The sequence below is a fragment of the Streptomyces sp. NPDC088157 genome (genome assembly GCF_044741545.1).
GTDB lineage: Bacteria > Actinomycetota > Actinomycetes > Streptomycetales > Streptomycetaceae > Streptomyces.
The window spans coordinates 575,268-596,082 of sequence record NZ_JBIUSU010000002.1 but is presented as its reverse complement, the minus strand read 5'-3'; the positions used below and the strand labels follow the sequence as shown (position 1 = coordinate 596,082).

At 71.7% G+C, this 20,815-nt stretch carries 20 protein-coding genes and 2 tRNA genes; 14 read left to right on the top strand and 8 right to left on the bottom strand.

The window, feature by feature from the left end:
* Nucleotides 1-40 precede the first annotated feature (40 nt).
* The 3 genes from ACIPFH_RS08975 (at nucleotide 41) to ACIPFH_RS08965 (ending at nucleotide 2,756) form a co-directional block, all read left to right on the top strand.
* A tRNA-Met gene (locus ACIPFH_RS08975) sits at nucleotides 41-114 on the top strand.
* Between the two features lie 205 nt (nucleotides 115-319).
* Nucleotides 320-2,209, top strand: a complete 1,890-nt coding sequence (locus tag ACIPFH_RS08970; protein ID WP_401824491.1) for a tetratricopeptide repeat protein — start codon at nucleotides 320-322, stop codon at nucleotides 2,207-2,209.
* A 473-nt stretch (nucleotides 2,210-2,682) separates the two neighbouring features.
* Nucleotides 2,683-2,756 (top strand) — tRNA-Met (locus tag ACIPFH_RS08965).
* A 425-nt stretch (nucleotides 2,757-3,181) separates the two neighbouring features.
* Here ACIPFH_RS08965 and ACIPFH_RS08960 read toward each other — a convergent pair.
* The 3 genes from ACIPFH_RS08960 to hisN all read right to left on the bottom strand — a co-directional run bounded on the left by ACIPFH_RS08960 (nucleotide 3,182) and on the right by hisN (nucleotide 5,183).
* Nucleotides 3,182-3,598: a Fur family transcriptional regulator gene (locus tag ACIPFH_RS08960; RefSeq protein WP_356259347.1), complete on the bottom strand. Its 417-nt coding sequence runs from the start codon at nucleotides 3,596-3,598 to the stop codon at nucleotides 3,182-3,184.
* A 232-nt stretch (nucleotides 3,599-3,830) separates the two neighbouring features.
* Nucleotides 3,831-4,223 (bottom strand): cyclic nucleotide-binding/CBS domain-containing protein, encoded by a 393-nt coding sequence (locus ACIPFH_RS08955; protein WP_401824490.1) that lies wholly within the window; start codon nucleotides 4,221-4,223, stop codon nucleotides 3,831-3,833.
* Between the two features lie 159 nt (nucleotides 4,224-4,382).
* Nucleotides 4,383-5,183 (bottom strand): histidinol-phosphatase, encoded by an 801-nt coding sequence (gene hisN, locus ACIPFH_RS08950; RefSeq protein ID WP_401824488.1) that lies wholly within the window; start codon nucleotides 5,181-5,183, stop codon nucleotides 4,383-4,385.
* A 161-nt stretch (nucleotides 5,184-5,344) separates the two neighbouring features.
* Between hisN and ACIPFH_RS08945 the strand changes: the two genes are divergently transcribed.
* On the top strand, nucleotides 5,345-5,971 hold the full coding sequence (locus tag ACIPFH_RS08945; protein WP_401824487.1) for a TetR/AcrR family transcriptional regulator: 627 nt from the start codon (nucleotides 5,345-5,347) through the stop codon (nucleotides 5,969-5,971).
* On the opposite strand, the gene ACIPFH_RS08940 is transcribed toward ACIPFH_RS08945, so the two are convergent.
* The 4 genes from ACIPFH_RS08940 to ACIPFH_RS08925 all read right to left on the bottom strand — a co-directional run bounded on the left by ACIPFH_RS08940 (nucleotide 5,965) and on the right by ACIPFH_RS08925 (nucleotide 9,605).
* The gene (locus ACIPFH_RS08940) at nucleotides 5,965-6,288 is read right to left on the bottom strand and encodes a multidrug efflux SMR transporter (RefSeq protein ID WP_057584290.1); all 324 of its coding nucleotides are present in this window, start codon (nucleotides 6,286-6,288) and stop codon (nucleotides 5,965-5,967) included. The two genes, ACIPFH_RS08945 and ACIPFH_RS08940, sit on opposite strands and share 7 nt — an antisense overlap.
* Before the next feature lie 98 nt (nucleotides 6,289-6,386).
* Nucleotides 6,387-7,397 carry a ribosome small subunit-dependent GTPase A gene (rsgA, locus tag ACIPFH_RS08935; protein ID WP_356259335.1) on the bottom strand — a complete coding sequence of 337 codons (1,011 nt, stop codon included), beginning with the start codon at nucleotides 7,395-7,397 and terminating at the stop codon, nucleotides 6,387-6,389.
* A gap of 11 nt (nucleotides 7,398-7,408) precedes the next feature.
* On the bottom strand, nucleotides 7,409-8,749 hold the full coding sequence (gene aroA / locus ACIPFH_RS08930) for a 3-phosphoshikimate 1-carboxyvinyltransferase (protein ID WP_401824485.1): 1,341 nt from the start codon (nucleotides 8,747-8,749) through the stop codon (nucleotides 7,409-7,411).
* Between the two features lie 133 nt (nucleotides 8,750-8,882).
* On the bottom strand, nucleotides 8,883-9,605 hold the full coding sequence (locus ACIPFH_RS08925; RefSeq protein WP_401824483.1) for a M50 family metallopeptidase: 723 nt from the start codon (nucleotides 9,603-9,605) through the stop codon (nucleotides 8,883-8,885).
* 65 nt (nucleotides 9,606-9,670) lie between these two features.
* Between ACIPFH_RS08925 and ACIPFH_RS08920 the strand changes: the two genes are divergently transcribed.
* The 10 genes from ACIPFH_RS08920 to ACIPFH_RS08875 all read left to right on the top strand — a co-directional run bounded on the left by ACIPFH_RS08920 (nucleotide 9,671) and on the right by ACIPFH_RS08875 (nucleotide 19,694).
* Nucleotides 9,671-10,525, top strand: a complete 855-nt coding sequence (locus ACIPFH_RS08920) for an SOS response-associated peptidase (RefSeq protein WP_401824481.1) — start codon at nucleotides 9,671-9,673, stop codon at nucleotides 10,523-10,525.
* A 1-nt stretch (nucleotide 10,526) separates the two neighbouring features.
* A complete protein-coding gene (locus ACIPFH_RS08915) occupies nucleotides 10,527-11,174 on the top strand; it encodes an alpha/beta family hydrolase (RefSeq protein WP_401824479.1) in 648 nt (215 codons plus the stop codon).
* Between the two features lie 94 nt (nucleotides 11,175-11,268).
* Nucleotides 11,269-12,129 carry a sigma-70 family RNA polymerase sigma factor gene (locus tag ACIPFH_RS08910; protein ID WP_401824477.1) on the top strand — a complete coding sequence of 287 codons (861 nt, stop codon included), beginning with the start codon at nucleotides 11,269-11,271 and terminating at the stop codon, nucleotides 12,127-12,129.
* Nucleotides 12,126-12,428: a mycothiol system anti-sigma-R factor gene (gene rsrA, locus ACIPFH_RS08905; RefSeq protein WP_401824475.1), complete on the top strand. Its 303-nt coding sequence runs from the start codon at nucleotides 12,126-12,128 to the stop codon at nucleotides 12,426-12,428. The genes ACIPFH_RS08910 and rsrA overlap by 4 nt, the downstream gene beginning before the upstream one ends.
* A 104-nt stretch (nucleotides 12,429-12,532) precedes the next feature.
* Nucleotides 12,533-13,846, top strand: a complete 1,314-nt coding sequence (locus tag ACIPFH_RS08900) for an HD-GYP domain-containing protein (RefSeq protein ID WP_401824473.1) — start codon at nucleotides 12,533-12,535, stop codon at nucleotides 13,844-13,846.
* Nucleotides 13,843-15,084, top strand: coding sequence for an HD-GYP domain-containing protein (locus ACIPFH_RS08895; RefSeq protein ID WP_401824471.1), 1,242 nt, complete (start codon nucleotides 13,843-13,845; stop codon nucleotides 15,082-15,084). The genes ACIPFH_RS08900 and ACIPFH_RS08895 overlap by 4 nt, the downstream gene beginning before the upstream one ends.
* 105 nt (nucleotides 15,085-15,189) lie before the next feature.
* Complete coding sequence (locus ACIPFH_RS08890; RefSeq protein ID WP_328479791.1) at nucleotides 15,190-16,170, top strand: hypothetical protein; 981 nt, start codon at nucleotides 15,190-15,192, stop codon at nucleotides 16,168-16,170.
* 124 nt (nucleotides 16,171-16,294) lie between these two features.
* Nucleotides 16,295-16,945, top strand: coding sequence for a peptide deformylase (def, locus tag ACIPFH_RS08885; RefSeq protein WP_401824469.1), 651 nt, complete (start codon nucleotides 16,295-16,297; stop codon nucleotides 16,943-16,945).
* A gap of 329 nt (nucleotides 16,946-17,274) precedes the next feature.
* Nucleotides 17,275-18,327: an epi-isozizaene synthase gene (cyc1, locus tag ACIPFH_RS08880; protein WP_401824467.1), complete on the top strand. Its 1,053-nt coding sequence runs from the start codon at nucleotides 17,275-17,277 to the stop codon at nucleotides 18,325-18,327.
* On the top strand, nucleotides 18,324-19,694 hold the full coding sequence (locus ACIPFH_RS08875) for a cytochrome P450 (RefSeq protein ID WP_401824465.1): 1,371 nt from the start codon (nucleotides 18,324-18,326) through the stop codon (nucleotides 19,692-19,694). The genes cyc1 and ACIPFH_RS08875 overlap by 4 nt, the downstream gene beginning before the upstream one ends.
* 10 nt (nucleotides 19,695-19,704) lie before the next feature.
* Here the strand turns inward: ACIPFH_RS08875 and ACIPFH_RS08870 are convergent, their stop codons facing one another.
* The gene (locus ACIPFH_RS08870) at nucleotides 19,705-20,670 is read right to left on the bottom strand and encodes a GlxA family transcriptional regulator (protein ID WP_401824464.1); all 966 of its coding nucleotides are present in this window, start codon (nucleotides 20,668-20,670) and stop codon (nucleotides 19,705-19,707) included.
* Between the last annotated feature and the right edge of the window lie 145 nt (nucleotides 20,671-20,815).

Here is a 20,815-nt window from a genome sequence, read left to right as displayed (position 1 = left end):
TCATCTCCACCCCGCGTCGTGATACGGTTGTGGAACACGACGCGGGGTGGAGCAGCTCGGTAGCTCGCTGGGCTCATAACCCAGAGGTCGCAGGTTCAAATCCTGTCCCCGCTACTGAAAACGAAGGCCCGGATCCTTTCAGGATCCGGGCCTTCGTGGTGTGCGAACGCATGTGCCGGGGGGCCTGATGGCCGCGCCGCCGTGGGGAGTTGAGCGATCTGTGTTTCACTTGTCTCTCTGTGGGCATGTCGACAAAACGCTGAAGTGACCTTACGGGCCGCGGTATACCAGGTGTACCCGGGTTGCGGGTGGTGCGACGATGGACGTTATGGGGGACAAGGCAACTCTGTTCGAGACAGGGCGGTTTGTGCAGCCTTCCGGTGAGGAAGCGACCCCGGACGAGAGCCGGGACGAGACGGCGGACGCCGTCGAGACGGGGGAGGCCGTCGAGGAGATGGGCCTGCGGCTCGCGGCGGAAGCCGGCGACGTCGAGGCCGTGAGTGTCCTCGGGGCCATGTTGCTGCGCCGCGGTGACCTCGACGGAGCCGAGCCCTATCTGCGTGCCGCCACCGCGGAGGGCGACCGGGCCGCCGCCAACAACCTGGGCGTCCTTCTCCACCAGCGCGGTTACCCCGACGAGGCGGCCGGATGGTGGCGGGTCGCCGCCGTCGCCGGCTCCGCCGCGGCCGCGCACGCCCTGGGGCGCCACCGTCGCGAGTGCGGCGACGAGCCGGCCGCCGAGTACTGGCTGCGCCAGGCCGCCGAGCAGGGGCACGCGCTGGGCGCGTACGCGCTCGCCGATCTGCTGGAGCACCGGGGGGACCCCGGAGCCGAGCAGTGGATGCGCGCCGCCGCCGAGCGCGGGCACCGCGAAGCGGCGTACCGGCTGGCCCGGGCCCTCGACCACAAGGATTGCGGGCAGGGCGAGGAGCACAAGGAGCGCCGGGGCTCCCGCGCGGACGGCGACGCGGACCGGTGCGGGCACGACTGCGGTGTCACCGCGCGGGCGGAGGCCGAGCAGTGGTACCGCCAGGCCGCCGCGCGCGGACACCGGCGGGCCGCGCTGCACCTCGGCACGATCCTGGAGGGCCGTGGCGACCTGAAGGAGGCCGGGCGCTGGTACCTGACGTCCGCCAAGGACGGCGAGGCGCGGGCCGCCTGCGCGCTCGGGTTCCTGCTGCGCGACGCCGGCGACACCGAGAACGCGGCCATCTGGTGGCTGCGGGCCGCACAGGAGGGCGACGGCAACGCGGCGAACGCGCTGGGCGCGCTGCACGCCGAGCGGGGACAGACCCAGACCGCCGAGCGGTGGTACCGGGCAGCGATGGACGCCGGTGACGACAACGGCGCCTACAACCTCGCCCTGCTCTGTGCCGAGCAGGGCCGCACCGCGCAGGCCGAGCAGTGGTACCGGCGCGCCGCCTACGCCGGGCACCGGGAGGCGGCCAACGCGCTCGCCGTCCTGCTGCTCCGGGGCGGCGACACGGCCGGGGCCGAGCCCTGGTTCTCCAAGGCCGCGGAGGCGGGCAGCGTCGACGCCGCGTTCAACCTCGGGATCCTGTTCGCGGGGCGGGGCGAGGCGTCCGTCGCGCTGCGCTGGTACGAGCGGGCGGCGGCCGCCGGGCACACCGAGGCCGCCCTGCAGGTCGGTATCGCGCGACTGCGCGACGGGGACGAGCGGGAGGCCGAACGGCATCTGCGCTGCGCCGCCGGCGGGGGGAGCGCGGAGGCGGCGTACCGGCTGGCGGCCGTGCTGGACGCGCGGCGGCCGCAGCAGCCCGCGCACGAGCTCGGGGAGATCGTGCACGAGAAGACCGAGTGCGAGGAGTGGTACGAGCGGGCGGCGACCCAGGGGCATCGGCGGGCACAGGTCCGGGTCGGGATGCTGGCCGCCGCGCGGGGTGACGTGGTGGAGGCGGCACGGTGGTACCGGACGGCCGCGGAGGCCGGGTCGCGCAACGGCGCCTTCAACCTCGGGCTGCTGCTCGCGCGGGAGGGAAGCGAGCCCGAGGCGGCTGTGTGGTGGACGCGGGCGGCTGACGCCGGGCACGGGCGGGCGGCGTTGCGGCTCGCCCTGGTCTACGCGCGTCGCGGTGAGCTGGCGGAGGGGCAGCGGTGGGCCGACCGGGCGGTGTCGCTGGGGCCTGCGGAGGTGGCCGAGCGGGCGGCCCGGTTGCGGGACGCGCTGCGGGAAGAGCTTTCCGCCTGACGGTGCCCTGTGCTGGGACGGTGCTCTGTGCGGTGAGGGTGCCCTGTGCTGGGACGGGTGCCTGTGCTGAGCGGGGCTGGCTGGAAGCCGTTGCCGCAGTCCCGCACGGTGAGTTCTGGCCGCCCGCAGCTCCCTGCCCACCGCTGGCCGCTCACTGCCCACGCGCTCACTGCCCACGGCTCACCGCCTGCTGGCCGCCGCCCACCGCTCCCTGCCCACCGCTCACCGCCTACTGCCCGCCGCTCCCACCCGTCCCGCTCCGGGGGCTGCCGTTCCCATGCCTCCGCCTCGTCCCCGACGGGCCTCGTCCCCGACGGGTCGTCCCCGACGGGCCTCGTCCCCGACGGGCCTCGTCCCCGACGGGCCTCGCCCTCGGTGGCCGGGCCGGTTGACGCGCCCTGACCTGCGTCAACAGGCGCTGCGCAATGGATTTGCCTTTGTCCTTCCCCTTCACGTAACGTTGCATTCAACGGCGCGGGGTGGAGCAGCTCGGTAGCTCGCTGGGCTCATAACCCAGAGGTCGCAGGTTCAAATCCTGTCCCCGCTACTGAAGATCGAGGGTCGGAACCCGAAAGGGTTCCGGCCCTCGGTCGTATGCCGTCACGACCTCGATGCCGGCACGGTTCGTGGCCCACGGCCTCCTCGTGCAGGCGCCGGTTCACCGTCTTCGGCTCGTGGGCGCAGGCCCGCCGCGATGCGCGGCTGGGTGGACTTGCCGCAGCCCAAGGGGCCGACGACGCAGGTGCACTCGCCGGGAGCGACGGTCGCTTCGAGGGGGCCGAGGGCGTCGACCGCGCCGGGCCCGGGCCGAAGGGTCGGGTCAGATCACGTGTGCCGCGTTTCGGATACGCAACTCCGGCAGCTCCGACGCCATGACGGACCGTCAGGTACGGGAACCCGTGTGCGGGATGGAAGTGGCCGGGATGGACGGCAGTGCGTGAGGGGCCGAGGGGGGAGTCTGCGAGGCCGGAGTCACGCCGCCGCGCAGTTCGGGCAGATCCCGCGGTACGTCACCTCGACGTCCGAGACCGAGAAGCCGAAGCGCTCCGAGTCCGGGAGGTCGGCCAGCGGGTTGCCGCTCGGGTGGACGTCCTTGATCGCGCCGCACCGGGCGCACACCAGGTGGTGGTGCGGGCGGTGCGCGTTCGGGTCGTACCGCTTGGCGCGCTTGTCGGTGGCGACCTCGAGGACCTCACCGAGGGAGACCAGTTCACCGAGCGTGTTGTAGACGGTCGCCCGGGAGATCTCGGGCAGCCGCACGACGGCCCTGGCGTGCACCTCGTCGGCGGTCAGGTGGACGTGTTCGCCCTCGAGCACCTCGGCCACGACGCGCCGCTGTGCGGTCATTCGCCAACCGCGTCCGCGCAGCCGCTCCAGAAGGTCGCTCATGGAGTCAGCCTAGCAGCTAGTGGGACCAGGTCACGAACAGGTGTGACTTTAGATCCTTGATTGACTTGGATGAAGTCCATTGTAGGACCAGGTCGAGTAGTCGGTTGCCGAGCCGGGCGAGTGGAGGTCGCGGTCGGTCGGTCGATGCCCTCTGCGGCCGACGGCACTGGACCGCTTGCCGTGAGTGGACGGGCCGGGTTCCCCTCGGGGCGTGTCCGGCCCGTCCGTGCGCTCAGGCCGGTACCTGCTGCCGCGCCGGGACCCAGCAGCGGATGATGTCGCGGACCGAGACGATGCCGGCCGGTTCGTCGCGGTCGAGGACGACCAGATGTCGGAAGCCGCCGTGGGTCATGGCCCGGGCCGCCTCCTCCAGGGTCCAGGTCGGGGTGGCGAAGACGACGTCGTTGGTCGTGTGGGCGTGGGTGCGTTCGATGTCCGGGTCCTGGCCCAGGCCCACCGAGTTGAGGATGTCCCGCTCGGTGAGGATGCCGATGCCGCCGGCGTCCGGATCCAGGACGACGGCCGCGCCGACCCGGCGGGCGGCCATCAGGGCTGCCGCCTGACGGAGGGTGTGTGCGGGGCCGATGGTGAGGACCACCGTGCTCATGGCGTCGCGGACGAGCATGGCTGGAGCCACCTCCTAAGAATCCACGGTTGTTCATGGATTCACAAGTTCACAAGTGGGGGGTGCTGCCAGCGTGGCAGGTAAAGCGGGGGTCAACAAGAGGGCGTGCGCAGCCAATTGAGGGCGCACGCGCTCATCTGTGAGTCACCGGCGGGCTATTCAGTGCCGCTCGTTCAGATAACCCAGCAGCTCCTCGTGGAGCAGCCCGTTCGACGCGGCCGCGTTGCCGCTGTGCGGACCCGGGCGGCCGTCGAGGCCCGTGAAGGTGCCGCCGGCCTCCGTCACGACGATCGCCGTGGCCGCCATGTCCCAGAGGGAGAGCTCGGGTTCGGCGCACAGGTCGACCGATCCCTCGGCGACCATCATGTACGGCCAGAAGTCGCCGTACGCGCGCGTGCGCCACACCTCACGGGTCAGGTCGAGGAAGCCGTTCAGGTGCCCGCGCTCCTCCCAGCCGGTCAGCGAGGAGTACGCGAAGGAGGCGTCCGAGAGCTCCGAGACCTTGGAGACGCGCAGGCGGGAGGCGGAGGTCAGGCTGCGGCCGGTGAAGGCGCCGTGCCCCTTCGCGGCCCACCAGCGACGGCCGAGCGCCGGCGCGGAGACGACGCCGACCACGGGCTGGTAACCCCCCTCGCCCGCCTCCATCAGCGAGATGAGGGTGGCCCACACGGGAACGCCCCGCACGTAGTTCTTCGTGCCGTCGATCGGGTCGATCACCCAGCGGCGGGGTCCGGTGCCCTGGATGCCGTACTCCTCACCGAGGATCGCGTCCCGCGGCCGGGCCCGCTGGAGCTGGCCGCGGATGAGTTCCTCGGCGGCCTTGTCGGCCTCGCTCACCGGGGTCATGTCCGGTTTGGTCTCGACCTTGAGGTCGAGGGCCTTGAAACGGTCCATGGTCACGGCGTCGGCGGCGTCCGCGAGGACGTGCGCGAGTCGGAGGTCGTCGTGGTAGTCCGGCATGGGACGAACCGTATCCGCCGAAGGTGAGAACGGGCCACAGCGGATCACGGGGTGGACCTGAAGGGCCGGGCGCGGCCCGCGAACCGTCGGGTCCCCCGCGAACCCTTGACAGTGCACCCGTGCGCGTCAAACCTGGGCGCAGAGTCGGCCCCAGGGAGGCGATGATGCCTGCAGCGCGGGAATCCCTACTGGACGCCGCCTTCAAGGCGCTCGGACGACGGCCGTGGGCCGCGGTGCGGATGGTGGACGTCGCCGCGGCGGCCGGGGTGTCCCGGCAGACGCTGTACAACGAGTTCGGCAGCAAGGAGGGCCTGGCCCGGGCACTCGTCAGACGCGAGGCCGACGGATACCTCGCCGGGGTCGAGCGGGCGTTGGCCGTGCACGGCGACGCACGGGAGAGGCTCACCGCCACCGCCGAGTGGACCACCTCCGCCGCCCGCGAGAACGTCCTCGTCCGAGCCGTCCTCACCGGGTTCTGGAGCGAGCGTCTGCCCTCGCCGACCCTCTCGGCGGTGCCGTCCTCCTCCGCCGTGCCGGCCCAGCGGCGGGCGGACGGGCCGCTGCCCTCGCCAGGCGACCTCGTGGGCGCCGTCCGCGACCGGGCCGTCGCCGCGCTCTCCGGTCCCGGCGCCGTCCGGGCCGACGCCGCCGACCTGGCCCGCTCCTGCGAACTCGCCGTCCGGCTCGCCCTGTCCTGCGTGGCCGCGCCGCCGCCGGGCGAGGACGGGGTCGCGCGGCTGGTGCGGGGAGCCCTGCAGCGACAGCCGGCCGACCGGCCGGGTCAGTGAGCCGAGCCCGACAGCTGGAGTCCGATCACTCCTATGATCACCAGGCTGATCGAGATGAGCTTCAGGGTCGACACCAGGTCGCCGAGGAAGACCATGCCGTAGATCGCGGTGCCCGCCGCGCCGATGCCGGTCCACACGGCGTAGGCGGGGCCCACGTCGAGCTTCTTCAGGGAGAGGGTCAGCAGACCGAAGCTCCCCAGCGCGAAGGCGCAGAACGCGATGGTCGGCCACAGCCTCGTGAAGCCGTGGGACAGCTTGAGGCATACGGCGAAACCGGTCTCGAGCAACCCGGCCACGACGACCAGCAGCCACGCCATGTGCTGTCCCTCCGTTTGCCCGGCCCGGTCAGGCTCGGTGCGATTATGCACTTACCGGGCTCGGGGGGACGCAAACAACGCGGTGGTCAGCCCGTGGATCAGTCGCCTTCGGTGCGTTCCCGCGTGGACAGCAGCCGGCGCAGTGAGTACAGCCGCGCCGGATCGGCGTGGCCGTCGGCGACCCACGCGTCCAGCGCGCAGTCCGGCTCGTCGTGACTGCACGCGCGCGGGCAGCCCTCCGTGCCCGGCACCAGGTCGGGGAAGGCGAGGATCACCCGGGACGGGTCGACGTGGTGCAGGCCGAAGGACCGTACGCCCGGGGTGTCGATCACCCAGTCGCCCGTGCCCGCCAGGGGCAGGGCCAGCGCCGAGGTCGTGGTGTGACGGCCGCGGCCGGTCACCGCGTTCACATGGCCGGTCACCCGCCGCCGCTCCTCCGGGACCAGCGCGTTGACCAGGGTGGTCTTCCCGACGCCCGAGTGACCGACGAACGCCGTGATCCGACCGGCCAGGAACTCGCGCACCCGGTCCGCCGAGTCGCCGTCCTCCAACTCCTCGCGGCTGGTGACGACATACGGGATGTCGAGGTGGCCGTACAGCTCCAGCAGCTTGTCCGGCGAGGCCAGGTCCGACTTCGTCATGACCAGCAGCGGGGTCAGACCGCCGTCGTAGGCCGCGACCAGGCAGCGGTCGATCAGGCGGGGGCGGGGCTCCGGGTCGGCCAGGGCGGTGACGACGGCGAGCTGGTCGGCGTTGGCCACGACCACCCGCTCGTACGGGTCGTCGTCGTCCGCGGTGCGGCGGAGCACCGATGTGCGCTCCCCGATCCGGACGATGCGGGCGAGGGTGTCCTTCTTGCCGGACAGGTCGCCGACCAGGGAGACCCGGTCGCCCACGACCGCGGCCTTGCGGCCCAGTTCACGGGCCTTCATCGCGAGGACGATCCGGTCCTCGACGAGGCAGGTCAACCGGCCCCGGTCGACGGTGAGGACCATGCCGTCGGCGGCGTCCTCGTGCTTGGGCCGGATGTGCGTACGAGGCCGGTTGCCCTTGCGGTTCGGGCGGCTGCGGATGTCGTCCTCGTCGGTGTGCTTGCCGTAGCGGCGCATGGCGAAAGTCCCTATACCCCGAGCATCCCGGTCCACAGTTCGGGAAAGTCCGGCAAGGTCTTCGCCGTCGTCGCCACGTTCTCGATCCGCACGCCCTCCACGGCCAGGCCGATGATCGCGCCGGCCGTCGCCATGCGGTGGTCGTCGTAGGTGTGGAAGATCCCGCCGTGCAGCCGGCGCGGACGGATGTGCAGACCGTCGGCGGTCTCCGTCACATCGCCGCCGAGCTCGTTGATCTCCTTCGTCAGCGCGGCCAGCCGGTCCGTCTCGTGCAGGCGCAGGTGGGACACGCCGCGCAGGGTGGAAGGGGAGTCCGCGAGGGCGGCGACGGCCGCGATGCCCGGGGTCAGCTCGCCGACGTCGCCCAGATCGACGTCGATGCCGTGGATCGAGCCCGAACCGGTGAAGACCAGGCCGTAGTCCGCCAGTTCGCAGGAGCCGCCCATCTCGGTGAAGATCTCGCGCAGCCGGTCACCCGGCTGGGTGGTGCGGGCCGGCCAGTCCGGGATCAGCACCCGGCCGCCCGTCACCAGCGCCGCCGCCAGGAACGGCTGGGCGTTGGACAGATCCGGCTCGATCGTCAGGTCCCGGCCCAGCAGAGCGCCCGGGGTGACCCGCCAGACGTTCGGTTCGCCCCCCGACTCCGGGGTGTCCACCTGCGCGCCGACCGCGCGCAGCATGTCGACCGTCATCCGGATGTGCGGCACGGAGGGCAGGGAGGAGCCGGTGTGGCGGACCTCCACCCCCTGGTTGAAGCGGGGGCCGGAGAGGAGCAGGGCCGACACGAACTGGGACGAGGACGAGGCGTCGATCTCCACCGTCCCGCCGTCCAGCGCGCCCGAGCCGTGCACGGTCAGCGGCAGCGCGCCGCGGCCGTCGTCGTCGATCCGGGCGCCGAGGACCCGCAGCGCGTCGACGACGCCGTTCAGGGGACGCTCGTAGGCGCGCGGGTCGCCGTCGAAGCGCACGGGGCCGTCGGCGAGGGCGGCGACCGGCGGCAGGAAGCGCATCACCGTGCCGGCGTTGCCGACGTCGATCGTGGCCGGTCCGCGCAGCCCCGCGGGGAGGATCCGCCAGGCCTCGCCGGTGCCGTCGGCGTTCCCCGCGCCGGAGGAGCTGGACGACACGGTCTCCTCGATGCCGACGCCCATCTCGCGCAGGGCGCCCGCCATCAGCAGGGTGTCGCGGGAGCGGAGGGGGCGGCGCAGCCAGCCGGGCTCGGACGCGAGCGAGGCGAGGACGAGGGCGCGGTTGGTGACGGACTTCGACCCCGGTACGTGGACCGTCGCGGCGACGGCCTCGCTCGCGTGCGGGGCGGGCCAGAGGGCGGTTTGTGCGGGGTTCGGGGCCATGGGCCCCACTTTAGTGGTCGGCCCAGTGGTCGGCCGTCGTTCGGGTGCGGAGCCGTCGGGGCCGGTCGGGCCCCGTGGCGGAGCCGGGGACGCCACGGTCCGCGCCCGTCCGACGCGCCCCTTCGGGGCCGCGTCACAGCCCCAGCAGCCACCTGCCCCCGCCCAGCAGCGCGCACAGGCTCACCGCGTGGAAGAGGAACAGCCACAGGCCCGCCGGCACATGGGTCAGGCGGGACAACTGGTCCGCGTCCGAGTCACCCGCGCCCCCGCGTGAGCGCTTCGCCTGGAGTTCGAAGGCGGGCCGTACACCGCCCAGCAGCAGGAACCACACCACCGCGTACGCGAAGGCCGCCTGCACCTGCGGTCCCGCCAGCCAGGACACCAGCAGGAAGGTGCCGCCGGTGAGGACCACCGTGAGGGCGCCGTACGCGTTGCGGATCATCACCAGCATCACCACCAGCAGCGCCGTGGCCACCCACAGCAGCAGGGTGATGCGGCCGGCCCCGAGGAGGGAGGCGCCGCCCAGTCCGAGCAGCGGGGGAGCGGTGTAGCCGGCGGCGGCGGTGAGGATCATGCCGAGGCCGTGCGGCTTGCCACGGCTGAGGGTCAGGCCGCTGGTGTCGGAGTGCAGCCGGATCCCGGTCAGCTGCCGGCCGGTCAACAGCGCGACCAGACCGTGACCGCCCTCGTGGGCGATGGTGATCGCGTTGCGCGATATCCGCCACAGGGTGTGCGGCACGACGACCGCGAGAGCCGCGACCGCGGTGGCCAGCACCACCCAGAGATCGGGGTCGGGCTGGGTGCCGACGAGACGGTCCCACAGATCGGGCAGCGCGAGGGCGGCGGTGCTCTCCATGTTTTCGGGTGGCTCCCTTGAGGGGTGGTGGCCGGGTGACGGGCGGGCCTGGCAGTGTGGCACGTATGTGCGGACGGTATGCAGCGAGTCGCAGCCCCGAGGATCTCGCAGGAGTCTTTGAAATCGAGCTGGGGGTCCCCCCGTCCCGAGCGGAGTCGGAAGCTCGGGGGAGGGAGCCCGGAGAGACCCTGGACCCCGATTACAACGTGGCGCCGACCAAGGAGGTCTACGCCGTCCTCGACCGTCCGTTGAAGGACGCCGACGACAGGCGCCCGGTTCGGCAACTGCGGAAACTGAAGTGGGGACTGGTCCCCTCCTGGTCGAAGACCCCCGAGGGAGGCGCGCGGATGATCAACGCGCGCGCCGAGACCGTCCACGAGAAGCCCTCGTACCGTCGGGCCTTCGCCACCCGGCGCTGCGTCCTGCCCGCCGACGGCTACTACGAGTGGGTCACCGGCGTCCAGGAGCGCGACCTGGAGGTCGAGGGGAAGAGGAAGCGGCCGCGCAAGCAGCCCTACTTCGTGCTCCCGGCCGACGGTTCTGTCTTCGCGATGGCCGGGCTCTACGAGTTCTGGCGGGACAGGACCCTGCCCGACGACCATCCCCAGGCCTGGTGGGCGACGTGCTCGGTGATCACCACCGAGGCGGAGACCTCCCCGCTCGCCGTGGCCCCCGCCGACGGCCCGCACGCCCTCGCCGACATCCACCCCCGGATGCCGCTCATGCTCACCCCGGACCGCTGGGACGCCTGGCTCGACCCGGCGCGCACGGACGTCGACGACCTCCGCTCCCTCCTCGAACCGCCGCCCGCCGGACTGATGCGCGCCTACCCGGTGTCCACGGCCGTCAGCAACGTCCGCAACAACGGCCCGGAGCTGCTGAAGGAGCTGGAAGGGCCCGAGGAGGGCACACTCTTCTGACGTGAGCACCGGAACGGTCGTGAGCACCGAGACAGCGGAGACCGAGGCGGGTACCGCCCGCATCACCTGGCACCACGCCGGGAAGCCGAGGCTCGTCCTCGCCGTGAGCCATGGCGCCGGGGGCGGTGTCGAGGCCCGGGACCTCCAGGCACTCGCCGCCGTGCTGCCCGGACGCGGGGTGAGCGTGGCACTGGTCGAGCAGCCCTGGCGGGTGGCCGGCAAGAAGGTCGCGCCCGCCCCGAGGACCCTCGACGTCGGCTGGCGCGGGATCTGGCCGGCCGTCGTCGCGCCGGGACTGCCGGTGATCTCGGGAGGACGGTCGGCGGGCGCGCGGGTGGCCTGCCGGACGGCCACCGAGCTCGGTGCGCACGCCGTGCTGGCGCTGAGTTTTCCGCTCCACCCGCCGGGCAGACCGGAGAGGTCCCGCGCCGGCGAGCTGCTCGGGGCAGGGGTGCCGACCCTGGTCGTCCAGGGCGGCAACGACCCCTTCGGCAGGCCCGACGAGTTTCCCGGGGGCGGGTTCGAACTCGTGGAAGTGCCGTACGGCGATCACGGGTTCGCCGTGCCCAAGCGGGCCGGGGTCACGCAGGAGGAGACGCTGGGAGTCGTCACCGCCGGAGTCCTCCGGTGGGTCGCGTCACTCGCGTGAACGGGTGGGGAATGTGGAGGGCCCGGGCGCTGTTGAGGCGGACAGAAGTGCTGAACGACAGGCACCGACGTCAGTGGGAGAGGAAGTCCGCCGCATGGGTTCGACCATCTGCCCGAGCCGCAGCAGCCGCACCGATCTGGACTGGACGGTCCTGCACGCGGCGAAGACCGCTCCGATTCGAGCGGCGGCAGCCTCGGGTAGTCGTCTATCCTCCGATTCGAGTGGGATCGGTTTCGGTTCCACCCGCGATCTTGAGGAGGTGGGTCCGGTCACCGGTACCGACGCAGGGACCGACAACGGCCAGGCGGAGCTGCCCGAGGGCCAGGGCGTGAGCGCGGAGACGGGCGCGGAGTCCACCGCGGAGCGCAGTGCGCGCTTCGAGCGGGACGCGCTCGAGTTCCTCGACCAGATGTACTCGGCCGCGCTGCGCATGACGCGCAACCCGGCGGACGCCGAGGACCTGGTGCAGGAGACGTATGCGAAGGCGTACGCGTCCTTCCACCAGTTCCGTGAGGGCACCAACCTCAAGGCCTGGCTGTACCGGATCCTCACCAACACCTTCATCAACTCGTACCGCAAGAAGCAGCGTGAACCCCAGCGCAGCGCGGCCGAGGAGATCGAGGACTGGCAGCTGGCGCGCGCCGAGTCGCACATGTCCACCGGTCTGCGCTCCGCGGAGTCGCAGGCCCTGGACCACCTGCCCGACTCGGACGTGAAGGCAGCGCTTCAGGCCATCCCCGAGGAGTTCCGGATCGCCGTGTATCTCGCGGACGTAGAGGGCTTTGCGTACAAGGAGATCGCGGACATCATGGGGACACCCATCGGTACGGTGATGTCCCGGCTGCACCGGGGTCGCCGTCAACTGCGCGGCATGCTCGAGGACTACGCCCGTGAGCGCGGGCTGGTCCCGGCCGGTGCCGGAGAGTCGAACGAAGTGAAAGGTTCGGGCTCATGAGCTGCGGAGATCCGCACGAGACGGACTGCAGTGAGGTCCTCGACCACCTGTACGAGTATCTCGACAGCGAGATGCCTCCTCTCGACCGGGACAAGTTCCAGCACCACTTCGAGGAGTGCTCCCCCTGCCTGGAGAAGTACGGGCTGGAGGAGGCCGTGAAGAAGCTGGTCAAGCGGTGCTGCGGGCGGGACGACGTGCCGACCGACCTGCGCGCCAAGGTCATGGGCCGGATCGACCTGATCCGCTCCGGCCAGGCCGTCCCCGAGCACGACGTGGCGGCGACGCCCCAGGAGACCTGAGCTCCCGTCACTCGAATGTGCTAATCCGCGGGTGATACGCCCGCAGACCCACCCCCGGCCGTCCTAGGCTCCTGAGCCCGGACAGGCACGGCTGGGGGAGGGTCATGGAGCGGATTCCGGGGCGGGCGCGCGCCTACGCCGCCTGTGTCGCCCTCGGCGCCCTGCTCTGCACGGCCCCGGCGCTCCCCGGTCCGCGTACTCCCTGGTGGGCCGTCGTCCTGCTCGCCGCCCTGTACGCCGGGGGCGAGCGGATCGCCCGGCGCAGGTTCGCCGGCACCCTCCACCCCGTGCTGCTGGCCGGGGCCTTCCTGCTCGCGCCGGCCGCGGCCGCCCTCGTCCCGCTGCCCGGGGCGCTGTTCTCGCACGTCGAGCGGCGCCCCTTTCTGCTGCGCCGGGTCTGGCGGGCCGCCCATGCGTCGCTCGCCGTGTGGGCCGCCGCCCGGGTGCACGGGGCGCTCGGCGGGCGGGACGCAGTGACCGGCTGCGACGTGCCGTACGCACTGGCGCCGGCGGGCGCGGCCGTGCTGGTGTTCTGCGTCGCGCTGGCCCTGCTCGACGGCGGCATGCTGGCGCTCGCCGAGGGGCTGCCGCTGCGCCGGGTCTGCCGGGGGCTGTTCCTGCGTTCCCTGGCGCCGCTGGCCGTGCACGGGCTCGCCGGGCTGATGATCGCCGTGCTGTGGCGCAGTCCGTACGGGCCCGTGGCCGCCCTGCTCGTACTGTTCCCGACGGCCGTGTCGTGGTGGGTGTTCGCGCAGTACCACCGGGAGCGCGCCGCCCATCAGGCGACGATCCGCGCCCTGGTGCAGGCCGTCGACATCAAGGACGGCTACACGCGCGGGCACAGCGAACGCGTCGGTCAGGCCTCGGTGCTGATCGGGCGTGAACTGGGGATGGACGAGGACCGGATCGAGATGCTCCGCTTCGCCGGTATCCTGCACGACGTCGGCAAACTCGGCGTCCCCACCCGGCTGTTGCGCAAGGACGGCCCGCTGACGCCGGAGGAGCGGCGGGTGATCGAACTGCACCCCGAGTACGGGCACGAGATCACCCGCGGGATCTCCTTCCTCGGCGAGGCCCGCTCGGCGATCCTCCACCACCACGAGCGCATCGACGGCAGGGGCTACCCGTACGGGCTGGTGGGCAGCCAGATCCCGGAGCCGGCCCGCGTGGTCGCCGTCGCGGACGCCTTCGACGCCATGACGTCCACCCGGTCCTACAGCAGGGCCCGGCCGGTGCACGTGGCCCTGGAGGAGCTGCGGCGGTGCGCGGGCGCCCAGTTCGACCCCCGGATGGTCGCGGCGCTGACACACGTCATCGCCCGGGACGGCTGGCATCCGGTCGTGACCGCCGAGGAGGCCCGGCCGGGCGTTCCCTCGCCGGTCCAGGCCCCCGACGACCGGTCCGGGGCGCGCCGATGACCGCCCGCCGCTCCCACGTCGCCCTCTCCGCCGTGGCCGCCCTCCTCGTCACCGTCTCCCTCCTCGTCACGTTCATGACGGGCGTCGAGGAACGCCCCGTCGCGCTCGCCTTCGGGATCCTCGTCGCCGCCGGTGAGCTGACCCGCCCGCAGAGCGGCCCCCTGCTGCGCGAGGCCGCGCCGCTCGGCGCCGCCGGGTCGCTGTCGTACGCGCTGGTCGGAGAGCACGCCGGACATCCCACGCACCACGGGGTCGCTCAGGTCGTGGCGGTCGTCGCCGCCGCCTCCCTGCTGGGCAGCGTGCCGCACCTGGCCCGCGGGCAGGGGCCCGTCCTCGACCACCTGGTCCGGCGGGTACTGGCCGTCGGGTTCGCCGCCGTCTGCTTCCAGCCCCTCTACAACCGGGGGGTGTTCGACGGCTGGAGCGGTCCCGCCTACGCGCTGCTGTTGCTGGCGCTGCTCGTGCTGACCGTCCTGTGCGACGCCGTGGTCGCCGCCGCGCTCGCACACTCCCGCACCGGCTGGCCGTTCACCCCGCTGCTGAGGGACGAGTTGCGGGCGGTGCCCGGGATCGGCTCCGCGGTGTGCGCGACGGGCGCGGTGATGGCGCTCGCGGTGGCCGTCGTCGGGCTGTGGGCGCTGCCGGTCTTCTCGGTGCCACTGCTGCTCACCCAGCTGTCCCTGCGCCGGTACGCGGCGGTGCGGGCCACCTACCGGCAGACCATCGCCTCCCTGGCCCGCGCCACCGAGATCGCCGGGTACACCCCGGCGGGCCACGCCCGCCGGGTCGCCGCCCTCAGCCAGGCCGTGGGCCGGGACCTGGGGCTGCCGGAGCCCGAGCTGACCGTTCTGGAGTACGCGGCCCTCATGCACGACATCGGCCAGCTCAGCCTCGTCGACCCGGTCCCGGCCGGAGCCACCGCCGGACTGCCGGCGGCGCAGCAGCGGCGGATCGCGCTGCTCGGCGGGGCCGTCGTCCGCCAGACCGGGGCGGGCGCCCGGGTCGCGACGGTCGTGGAGCGGCAGGCCGACCCCTACCCGGAGCAGCCGGTGGCCGCCCGCATAGTCCGGGTGGTGAACGCATACGAGGAGAAGGTGCAGGGAAGTGGTCCCGGCGGGCCCCTCACCGCCCTGGAGGAGCTGCGCCTCGGGACGGGCGGGGAATACGCGCCCGAGGTGGTGGAGGCGCTGGCCAGGGTGCTGTCGAGGGGTTGTCTGACCTTGGCTGTGGGTGGGTAACCCATGGGTAATGAGCGGCCCTCCGGCCACACGTGGTTGGATGCGAGGGAGAGAGTGTCCGGGGGCACTGGCCAGCCCACAGAACGGAACTGGCAGGCGGGAATCGTGAGGATCTTCGGCAAGGGACGGCACCGGCCCTCCGCCTCCTGGCGGCAGGCCACCGACCGCGCGTTCACGCTGATCGGCGACGGGCGGTACGAGGACGCGGGGGCGCTGCTGACACGTGCCGCCGACCTGGAACCCTGGCTGTCCGAGTCCTGGTTCAACCTCGCCCTGCTGCACAAGTTCCGGCACGACTGGGAGCAGGCCCGTACGGCCGGACTGCGTGCCGTCGCCCTCCTCGACCGCGAGGCCGGCGCCCCCGACTGGTGGAACGTCGGCATCGCCGCCACCGCCCTCCAGGACTGGCCGCTGGCCCGCCGCGCCTGGCAGGCGTACGGGCTGCGGGTGCCCGGCGACGCGACGGGCGCGGGCGAGCCCGTCGGCATGGAACTGGGCAGCGCGGCCGTACGGCTGTCGCCCGAGGGCGAGGCCGAGGTGGTGTGGGGACGGCGGCTGGACCCCGCCCGGATGGAGGTCCTGTCGATCCCGCTGCCCTCGTCCGGGCGGCGCTGGGGCGAGGTCGTGCTGCACGACGGTGTGCCGCACGGCGAGCGGACCACCTCGACGGGCCACTCCTACCCGGTCTTCGACGAGATCGAGCTGTGGGCGCCGTCGCCCGTGCCGACCTGGGTGGTCCTCCTGGAAGCGGCCACCGAGTCCGACCGGGACGCGCTGGAGCAGCTGGCGGCCGACGCGGGTTTCGCGGCGGAGGACTGGTCGTCGTCGGTGCGGCTGCTGTGCCGGATGTGCTCGGAGTCGCGGATGCCGTCCGACGAGGGTGACGGCGAGCATCTCGATCCGCACGACCACAGTGAGCCGGGGCACCCGGGTCCGCTCGGTCACCGGACCGACGGGCAGCTGTGGGTGCCGGAGCGGGAGTGTGGCGTGGCCGCCCCGGCCTCTCTCGTCCGAGGGCTGCTGGACGGGTGGGTCGCCGACAGCCCCGACTCCAGGGACTGGCGGGATCTGGAAGAGGTCTGCTGACTGCTTTCGGCCGCGTGTTCGTCGTGGCTGGTCGCGCCGTTCCCCGCGCCCCCGAGGGGGCGTGCTGCCCGTACCCTGTATCGAGCATTCACCCCCTGTCTGTTTGAGGAAGGCATCGTCGGTCATGGCGCAGCAGGACACCGATCAGCAGCACGCGGGCGTGCTCCCCGTGGACGACGAGGGCTTCGTCATCGACACCGAGGGGGCGGAGGCGCGCGAGCTGGCCTGGCGTGAGGCCGGCACCTCGCGGCCGATCACCGTCGTCGGGAACCCGGTGCTGCACAAGGAGTGCAGGGACGTCACCGAGTTCGGCGAGGAGCTGCGGCAGCTGGTCGCGGACATGTTCGCCTCGCAGCACACGGCCGAGGGCGTGGGCTTGGCCGCGAACCAGATCGGCGTCGACCTGAAGGTCTTCGTCTACGACTGCCCGGACGACGAGGGCGCCCGGCACACCGGTGTCGTCTGCAACCCCGAGCTCGTCGAGCTCCCCGCCGACCGGCGCCGGCTGGACGACAGCAACGAGGGCTGCCTCTCGGTGCCCACCGCCTACGCGCCGCTGGCCCGCCCCGACTACGCCGAGGTGACCGGGCAGGACGAGCGGGGAAACCCGATCAAGGTGCGCGGCACCGGGTACTTCGCTCGGTGTTTGCAGCACGAGACCGACCACCTGTACGGCTACCTGTACATCGACCGTCTGTCCAAGCGTGAGCGCAAGGACGCCCTGCGGCAGATGGCCGAGAACGAGCCCCGTTACCCCGTGGTCGCCAACGACTGAGCTCACCCGCACCACCACGACGCCCGGCCGGGATCCCTTCCCGCCGGGCGTCGTTCGTGTGTCCGACGGATGTTCGATCGCTTACGCACATCTACTACACATCTGCAGATCCGTAATCAGTCACGCAGGGGCGGATTCTCGGCATGTTGGGGTGGTGAATGAAGCAAATCCGTTCCCAGAGCGGTCAGTTGTAGTGCTGAATGGGATGTGCGGGGATACGCAACGGCGCACGCCCGGCACGGGAGGAGGGGTGTGTGCCCACTGGCGGCTGAGAGGGGTTGTTCGTGCCAGCTTTCCCATACAGCACCACATACAGCACCACGGCGACGGTGGCCGCGCCCGCGGTCCCTCCTTCGCTCTCTCTTCCGGTCATCGAGGCGGCGTTTTCCCGGCAACTGCATCCGTATTGGCCCCAGTTGCAGGAGAAGACACGCTCCTGGCTGCTGGAAAAGCGGTTGATGCCGGCGGACAAGGTCGCAGAATATGCCGACGGACTTTGCTACACCGATCTGATGGCGGGCTACTACCTCGGCGCACCCGACGAGGTCATGCAGGCCATCGCCGACTACAGCGCGTGGTTCTTCGTCTGGGACGACCGGCACGACCGTGACGTCGTGCACGGCCGGACATCCTCCTGGCGGCGGCTCAGGTTCCGTTTGCACGCGGCCCTGGACTCCCCGGCGGAGCATCTGTGCCACCCGGATCCGCTGGTCGCCGGGCTCGCGGACAGCGTGGGCCGACTGCACTCCTTCCTTCCCGGTACCTGGAACGCCCGGTTCGCCCGGCACTTCCACGCCGTGATCGACGCGTACGACCGGGAATTCCACAATCGAACCGAAGGGCGTATTCCCGGGGTCGAGGAATACCTGGCACTGCGTCGGCTCACCTTCGCGCACTGGATCTGGACGGACCTGCTGGAGCCGAGTGCCGGAGTCGAACTCCCGGAGCCGGTGCGTAAACACCCCGCATATCGACGTGCGGCCCTGCTGAGTCAAGAATTCGCCGCCTGGTACAACGACCTCTGCTCGCTTCCCAAGGAAATAGCGGGCGATGAGGTGCACAATCTCGGAATCAGTCTCATCACCCATGAGGGGCTGACTCTCGAAGAGGCGGTGGAAGAAGTCAGGCGACGCGTCGAGGAATGCATATCCGAGTTCCTCGTTGCCGAGAAGGACGTCCTACTGCTCGCCGAGCGGCTCACCGACGGCACGGTTCGCGGAAACCAACTCGGCGCTGCCGTGCGGGCCTGCCTCGGCAATATGCGGAACTGGTTCAGTTCCGTCTACTGGTTCCACCACGAGTCCGGCCGATACATGGTCGACAGCTGGGACGACCGGTCCACGCCCCCGTACGTCAACAACGAAGCGGCAGGTGAGAAATGACCGTCGAATCGGTGAACCTCGCGACCGGCGAGGCGCCAGAACTGCTTGAGCCACCGTTGGCCGGTGGCAGGGTTCCGCTCCTCGGGCACGGCTGGAAGCTGGTCCGCGATCCGCTGGCCTTCCTGGCCCGGCTCCGCGACCACGGCGACATCGTCCGTCTCAGGCTCGGCCCCAAGACGGTGTACGCCGTCACCGCGCCGGACCTCACCGGCGCCCTCGCGCTCAGTCCGGACTACATCATCTCCGGCCCCCTGTGGGAGTCGCTGGAGGGCCTGCTCGGCAAGGAGGGCGTGGCCACGGCCAACGGCCCGCTGCACCGCCGTCAGCGCCGCACGATCCAGCCCGCGTTCCGGCTCGACGCCATCCCCGGCTACGGGCCGATCATGGAGGAGGAGGCGTACGCGCTCGTCGAGCGCTGGCGTGACGGCGAGGTCCTCGACGTCACCGCGGAGGCCTTCCGGGTGTCCGTGCGCATCTCCGCCCGCTGTCTGATGCGCGGCAGCTATATGGACGCCCGGTCCGAGCGCATCACGTCCGCGCTCGCCACGCTGTTCGCCGGTATGTACCAGCGCATGGTGGTACCCCTCGGACCGCTTTATCGGGTACCGATTCCGGCCAACCGCGAATTCAATCGGGCGCTGGCCGATCTGCATCGGCTGGTGGACGAGATCGTCGCCGACCGCCGGGCATCCGGTCAAAAGCCGGACGATTTGCTGACAGCTTTGCTGGAGGCGAAGGACGAGAATGGCGACCCGATCGGGGAACAGGAGATCCACGACCAGGTCATCGCGATACTCACGCCGGGCAGCGAAACCGCAGGCTCCGTGGTCATGTCGCTGCTCAAGGTCCTCACCGAGCACCCCGACCAGGTGGACAAGATCCGCGAGGAGGTGAAAAACGTCGTCGGTGACCGGCCGGTCGCATTCGGCGACGTCCGAAAGCTCCAACACACCGCCAATGTCGTCGTCGAGACCATGCGGCTGTATCCCGCCGTATGGATATTGACCCGGCGCGCGGTGACCGAGACCGAGCTCGGCGGCTACCGCATTCCCGCCGGTGCCGACATCGTCTACAGCCCGTACGCCGTTCAGCGCGATCCGCGGTCGTACGAGCGGCACACGGAGTTCGAACCCGACCGCTGGCTGCCCGGCGGTTCCCCGGAGGTGCCGAAGTACGCCATGACGCCGTTCGGCGTCGGCAACCGCAAGTGCCCGAGCGACCACTTCTCGATGGCCGAGCTCACGCTGATCGCCGCGGTGGTGGCGTCCGCGTTCCGCTTCGAGCCGGCGCCCGGTTCGGACCCCCGGACGCACATCGGCATCACGCTCCGGCCGCGCCGGCTGCTGCTGCGAGCGATACCCGGGTGAGGGCCGCGGCTCAGGCGACGGCCTGCGGGCCGCGGAACGTGCGCCGATAGGCGTTGGGGGTCGTCCCCAGCGCCTGCACGAACTGGTGGCGCAGGGCGCCGGCCGTACCGAAGCCGGCGCGCCAGGCGATCGCGTCCACCGTCTCGTCCGTCGCCTCCAGCAGGTGCTGTGCGAGCAGCACCCGCTGGCGCAGCAGCCAACGGTAGGGGGTGGTGCCCGTCTCCTGCTGGAAACGGCGGGCGAAGGTGCGCGGTGACATGTGGGCGCGTTCCGCGAGCCGCTCGACCGTGACCTCCTGGTCGAGGTGCTGCTCCATCCACGCGAGCACCTCGCCCACGGTGTCGCACCGCGACCGGGGCAGCGGCCGCTCGATGTACTGCGCCTGGCCGCCGTCCCGGTGCGGCGGCACCACCATCCGCCGGGCGATCCGGTTGGCGACCTCGGGGCCCTGTTCCTTGCGGACCAGGTGCAGACAGGCGTCGATACCGGCGGCCGTGCCTGCCGAGGTGATCACCGGGTCCTCGTCGACGTAGAGCACGTCCGGCTCCACGGTCGTGCGCGGGTACTGCCGGGCCAGTTGCTCGGCGTGCCGCCAGTGCACCGCGCAGCGCCGCCCGTCCAGCAGCCCCGCGGCGCCCAGTACGAACACCCCGGAACAGACGCTGAGCACGCGTGTCCCCCGGTCCACGGCCCGGCGCAGCGCGTCGAGCAGCTCCGGCGGGAAGTCCCGCTTCCCGTAGGTGTCCCCGGCCGGTACGGCGATCAGGTCGGCGCTCTCCAGCCGCTCCAGACCGTGCTGCGTGCTCATGGTGAACCCGGCGTGGGTGGTCAGCGTCGGCCCCTCCGCCGAGGCGACGGCGAAGTCGTACACCGGCAGCCCCTCGTCACTGCGGTCGATCCCGAAGACCTCGCAGACGACGCCCAGTTCGAAGGGGTGCACACCGTCCAGGAGAATCGCGGCCACGTTGTTCAGCATGGTGCCAAGTGTGCCTCGGGAGTGGCAGTAATTTGAAGGTGTACGGCAGTCCTGCCACTGTCAGGAGTGTCTGCCGCGTACGAGGCTTACCTCATGAACGCACTCACCGGATACCTGACCGTCCTGGCCCTCTTCCTCCTCCTCA

Bases quoted from the DNA above. Each gene is read 5' to 3' on its own strand.
- ACIPFH_RS08970 (WP_401824491.1), top strand. From the start codon at position 320: ATGGACGTTATGGGGGACAAGGCAACTCTGTTCGAGACAGGGCGGTTT.
- ACIPFH_RS08960 (WP_356259347.1), bottom strand. From the start codon at position 3,598: ATGAGCGACCTTCTGGAGCGGCTGCGCGGACGCGGTTGGCGAATGACC.
- ACIPFH_RS08955 (WP_401824490.1), bottom strand. From the start codon at position 4,223: ATGCTCGTCCGCGACGCCATGAGCACGGTGGTCCTCACCATCGGCCCC.
- hisN (WP_401824488.1), bottom strand. From the start codon at position 5,183: ATGCCGGACTACCACGACGACCTCCGACTCGCGCACGTCCTCGCGGAC.
- ACIPFH_RS08945 (WP_401824487.1), top strand. From the start codon at position 5,345: ATGATGCCTGCAGCGCGGGAATCCCTACTGGACGCCGCCTTCAAGGCG.
- ACIPFH_RS08940 (WP_057584290.1), bottom strand. From the start codon at position 6,288: ATGGCGTGGCTGCTGGTCGTCGTGGCCGGGTTGCTCGAGACCGGTTTC.
- rsgA (WP_356259335.1), bottom strand. From the start codon at position 7,397: ATGCGCCGCTACGGCAAGCACACCGACGAGGACGACATCCGCAGCCGC.
- aroA (WP_401824485.1), bottom strand. From the start codon at position 8,749: ATGGCCCCGAACCCCGCACAAACCGCCCTCTGGCCCGCCCCGCACGCG.
- ACIPFH_RS08925 (WP_401824483.1), bottom strand. From the start codon at position 9,605: ATGGAGAGCACCGCCGCCCTCGCGCTGCCCGATCTGTGGGACCGTCTC.
- ACIPFH_RS08920 (WP_401824481.1), top strand. From the start codon at position 9,671: ATGTGCGGACGGTATGCAGCGAGTCGCAGCCCCGAGGATCTCGCAGGA.
- ACIPFH_RS08910 (WP_401824477.1), top strand. From the start codon at position 11,269: ATGGGTTCGACCATCTGCCCGAGCCGCAGCAGCCGCACCGATCTGGAC.
- rsrA (WP_401824475.1), top strand. From the start codon at position 12,126: ATGAGCTGCGGAGATCCGCACGAGACGGACTGCAGTGAGGTCCTCGAC.
- ACIPFH_RS08900 (WP_401824473.1), top strand. From the start codon at position 12,533: ATGGAGCGGATTCCGGGGCGGGCGCGCGCCTACGCCGCCTGTGTCGCC.
- ACIPFH_RS08895 (WP_401824471.1), top strand. From the start codon at position 13,843: ATGACCGCCCGCCGCTCCCACGTCGCCCTCTCCGCCGTGGCCGCCCTC.
- def (WP_401824469.1), top strand. From the start codon at position 16,295: ATGGCGCAGCAGGACACCGATCAGCAGCACGCGGGCGTGCTCCCCGTG.
- ACIPFH_RS08875 (WP_401824465.1), top strand. From the start codon at position 18,324: ATGACCGTCGAATCGGTGAACCTCGCGACCGGCGAGGCGCCAGAACTG.
- ACIPFH_RS08870 (WP_401824464.1), bottom strand. From the start codon at position 20,670: ATGCTGAACAACGTGGCCGCGATTCTCCTGGACGGTGTGCACCCCTTC.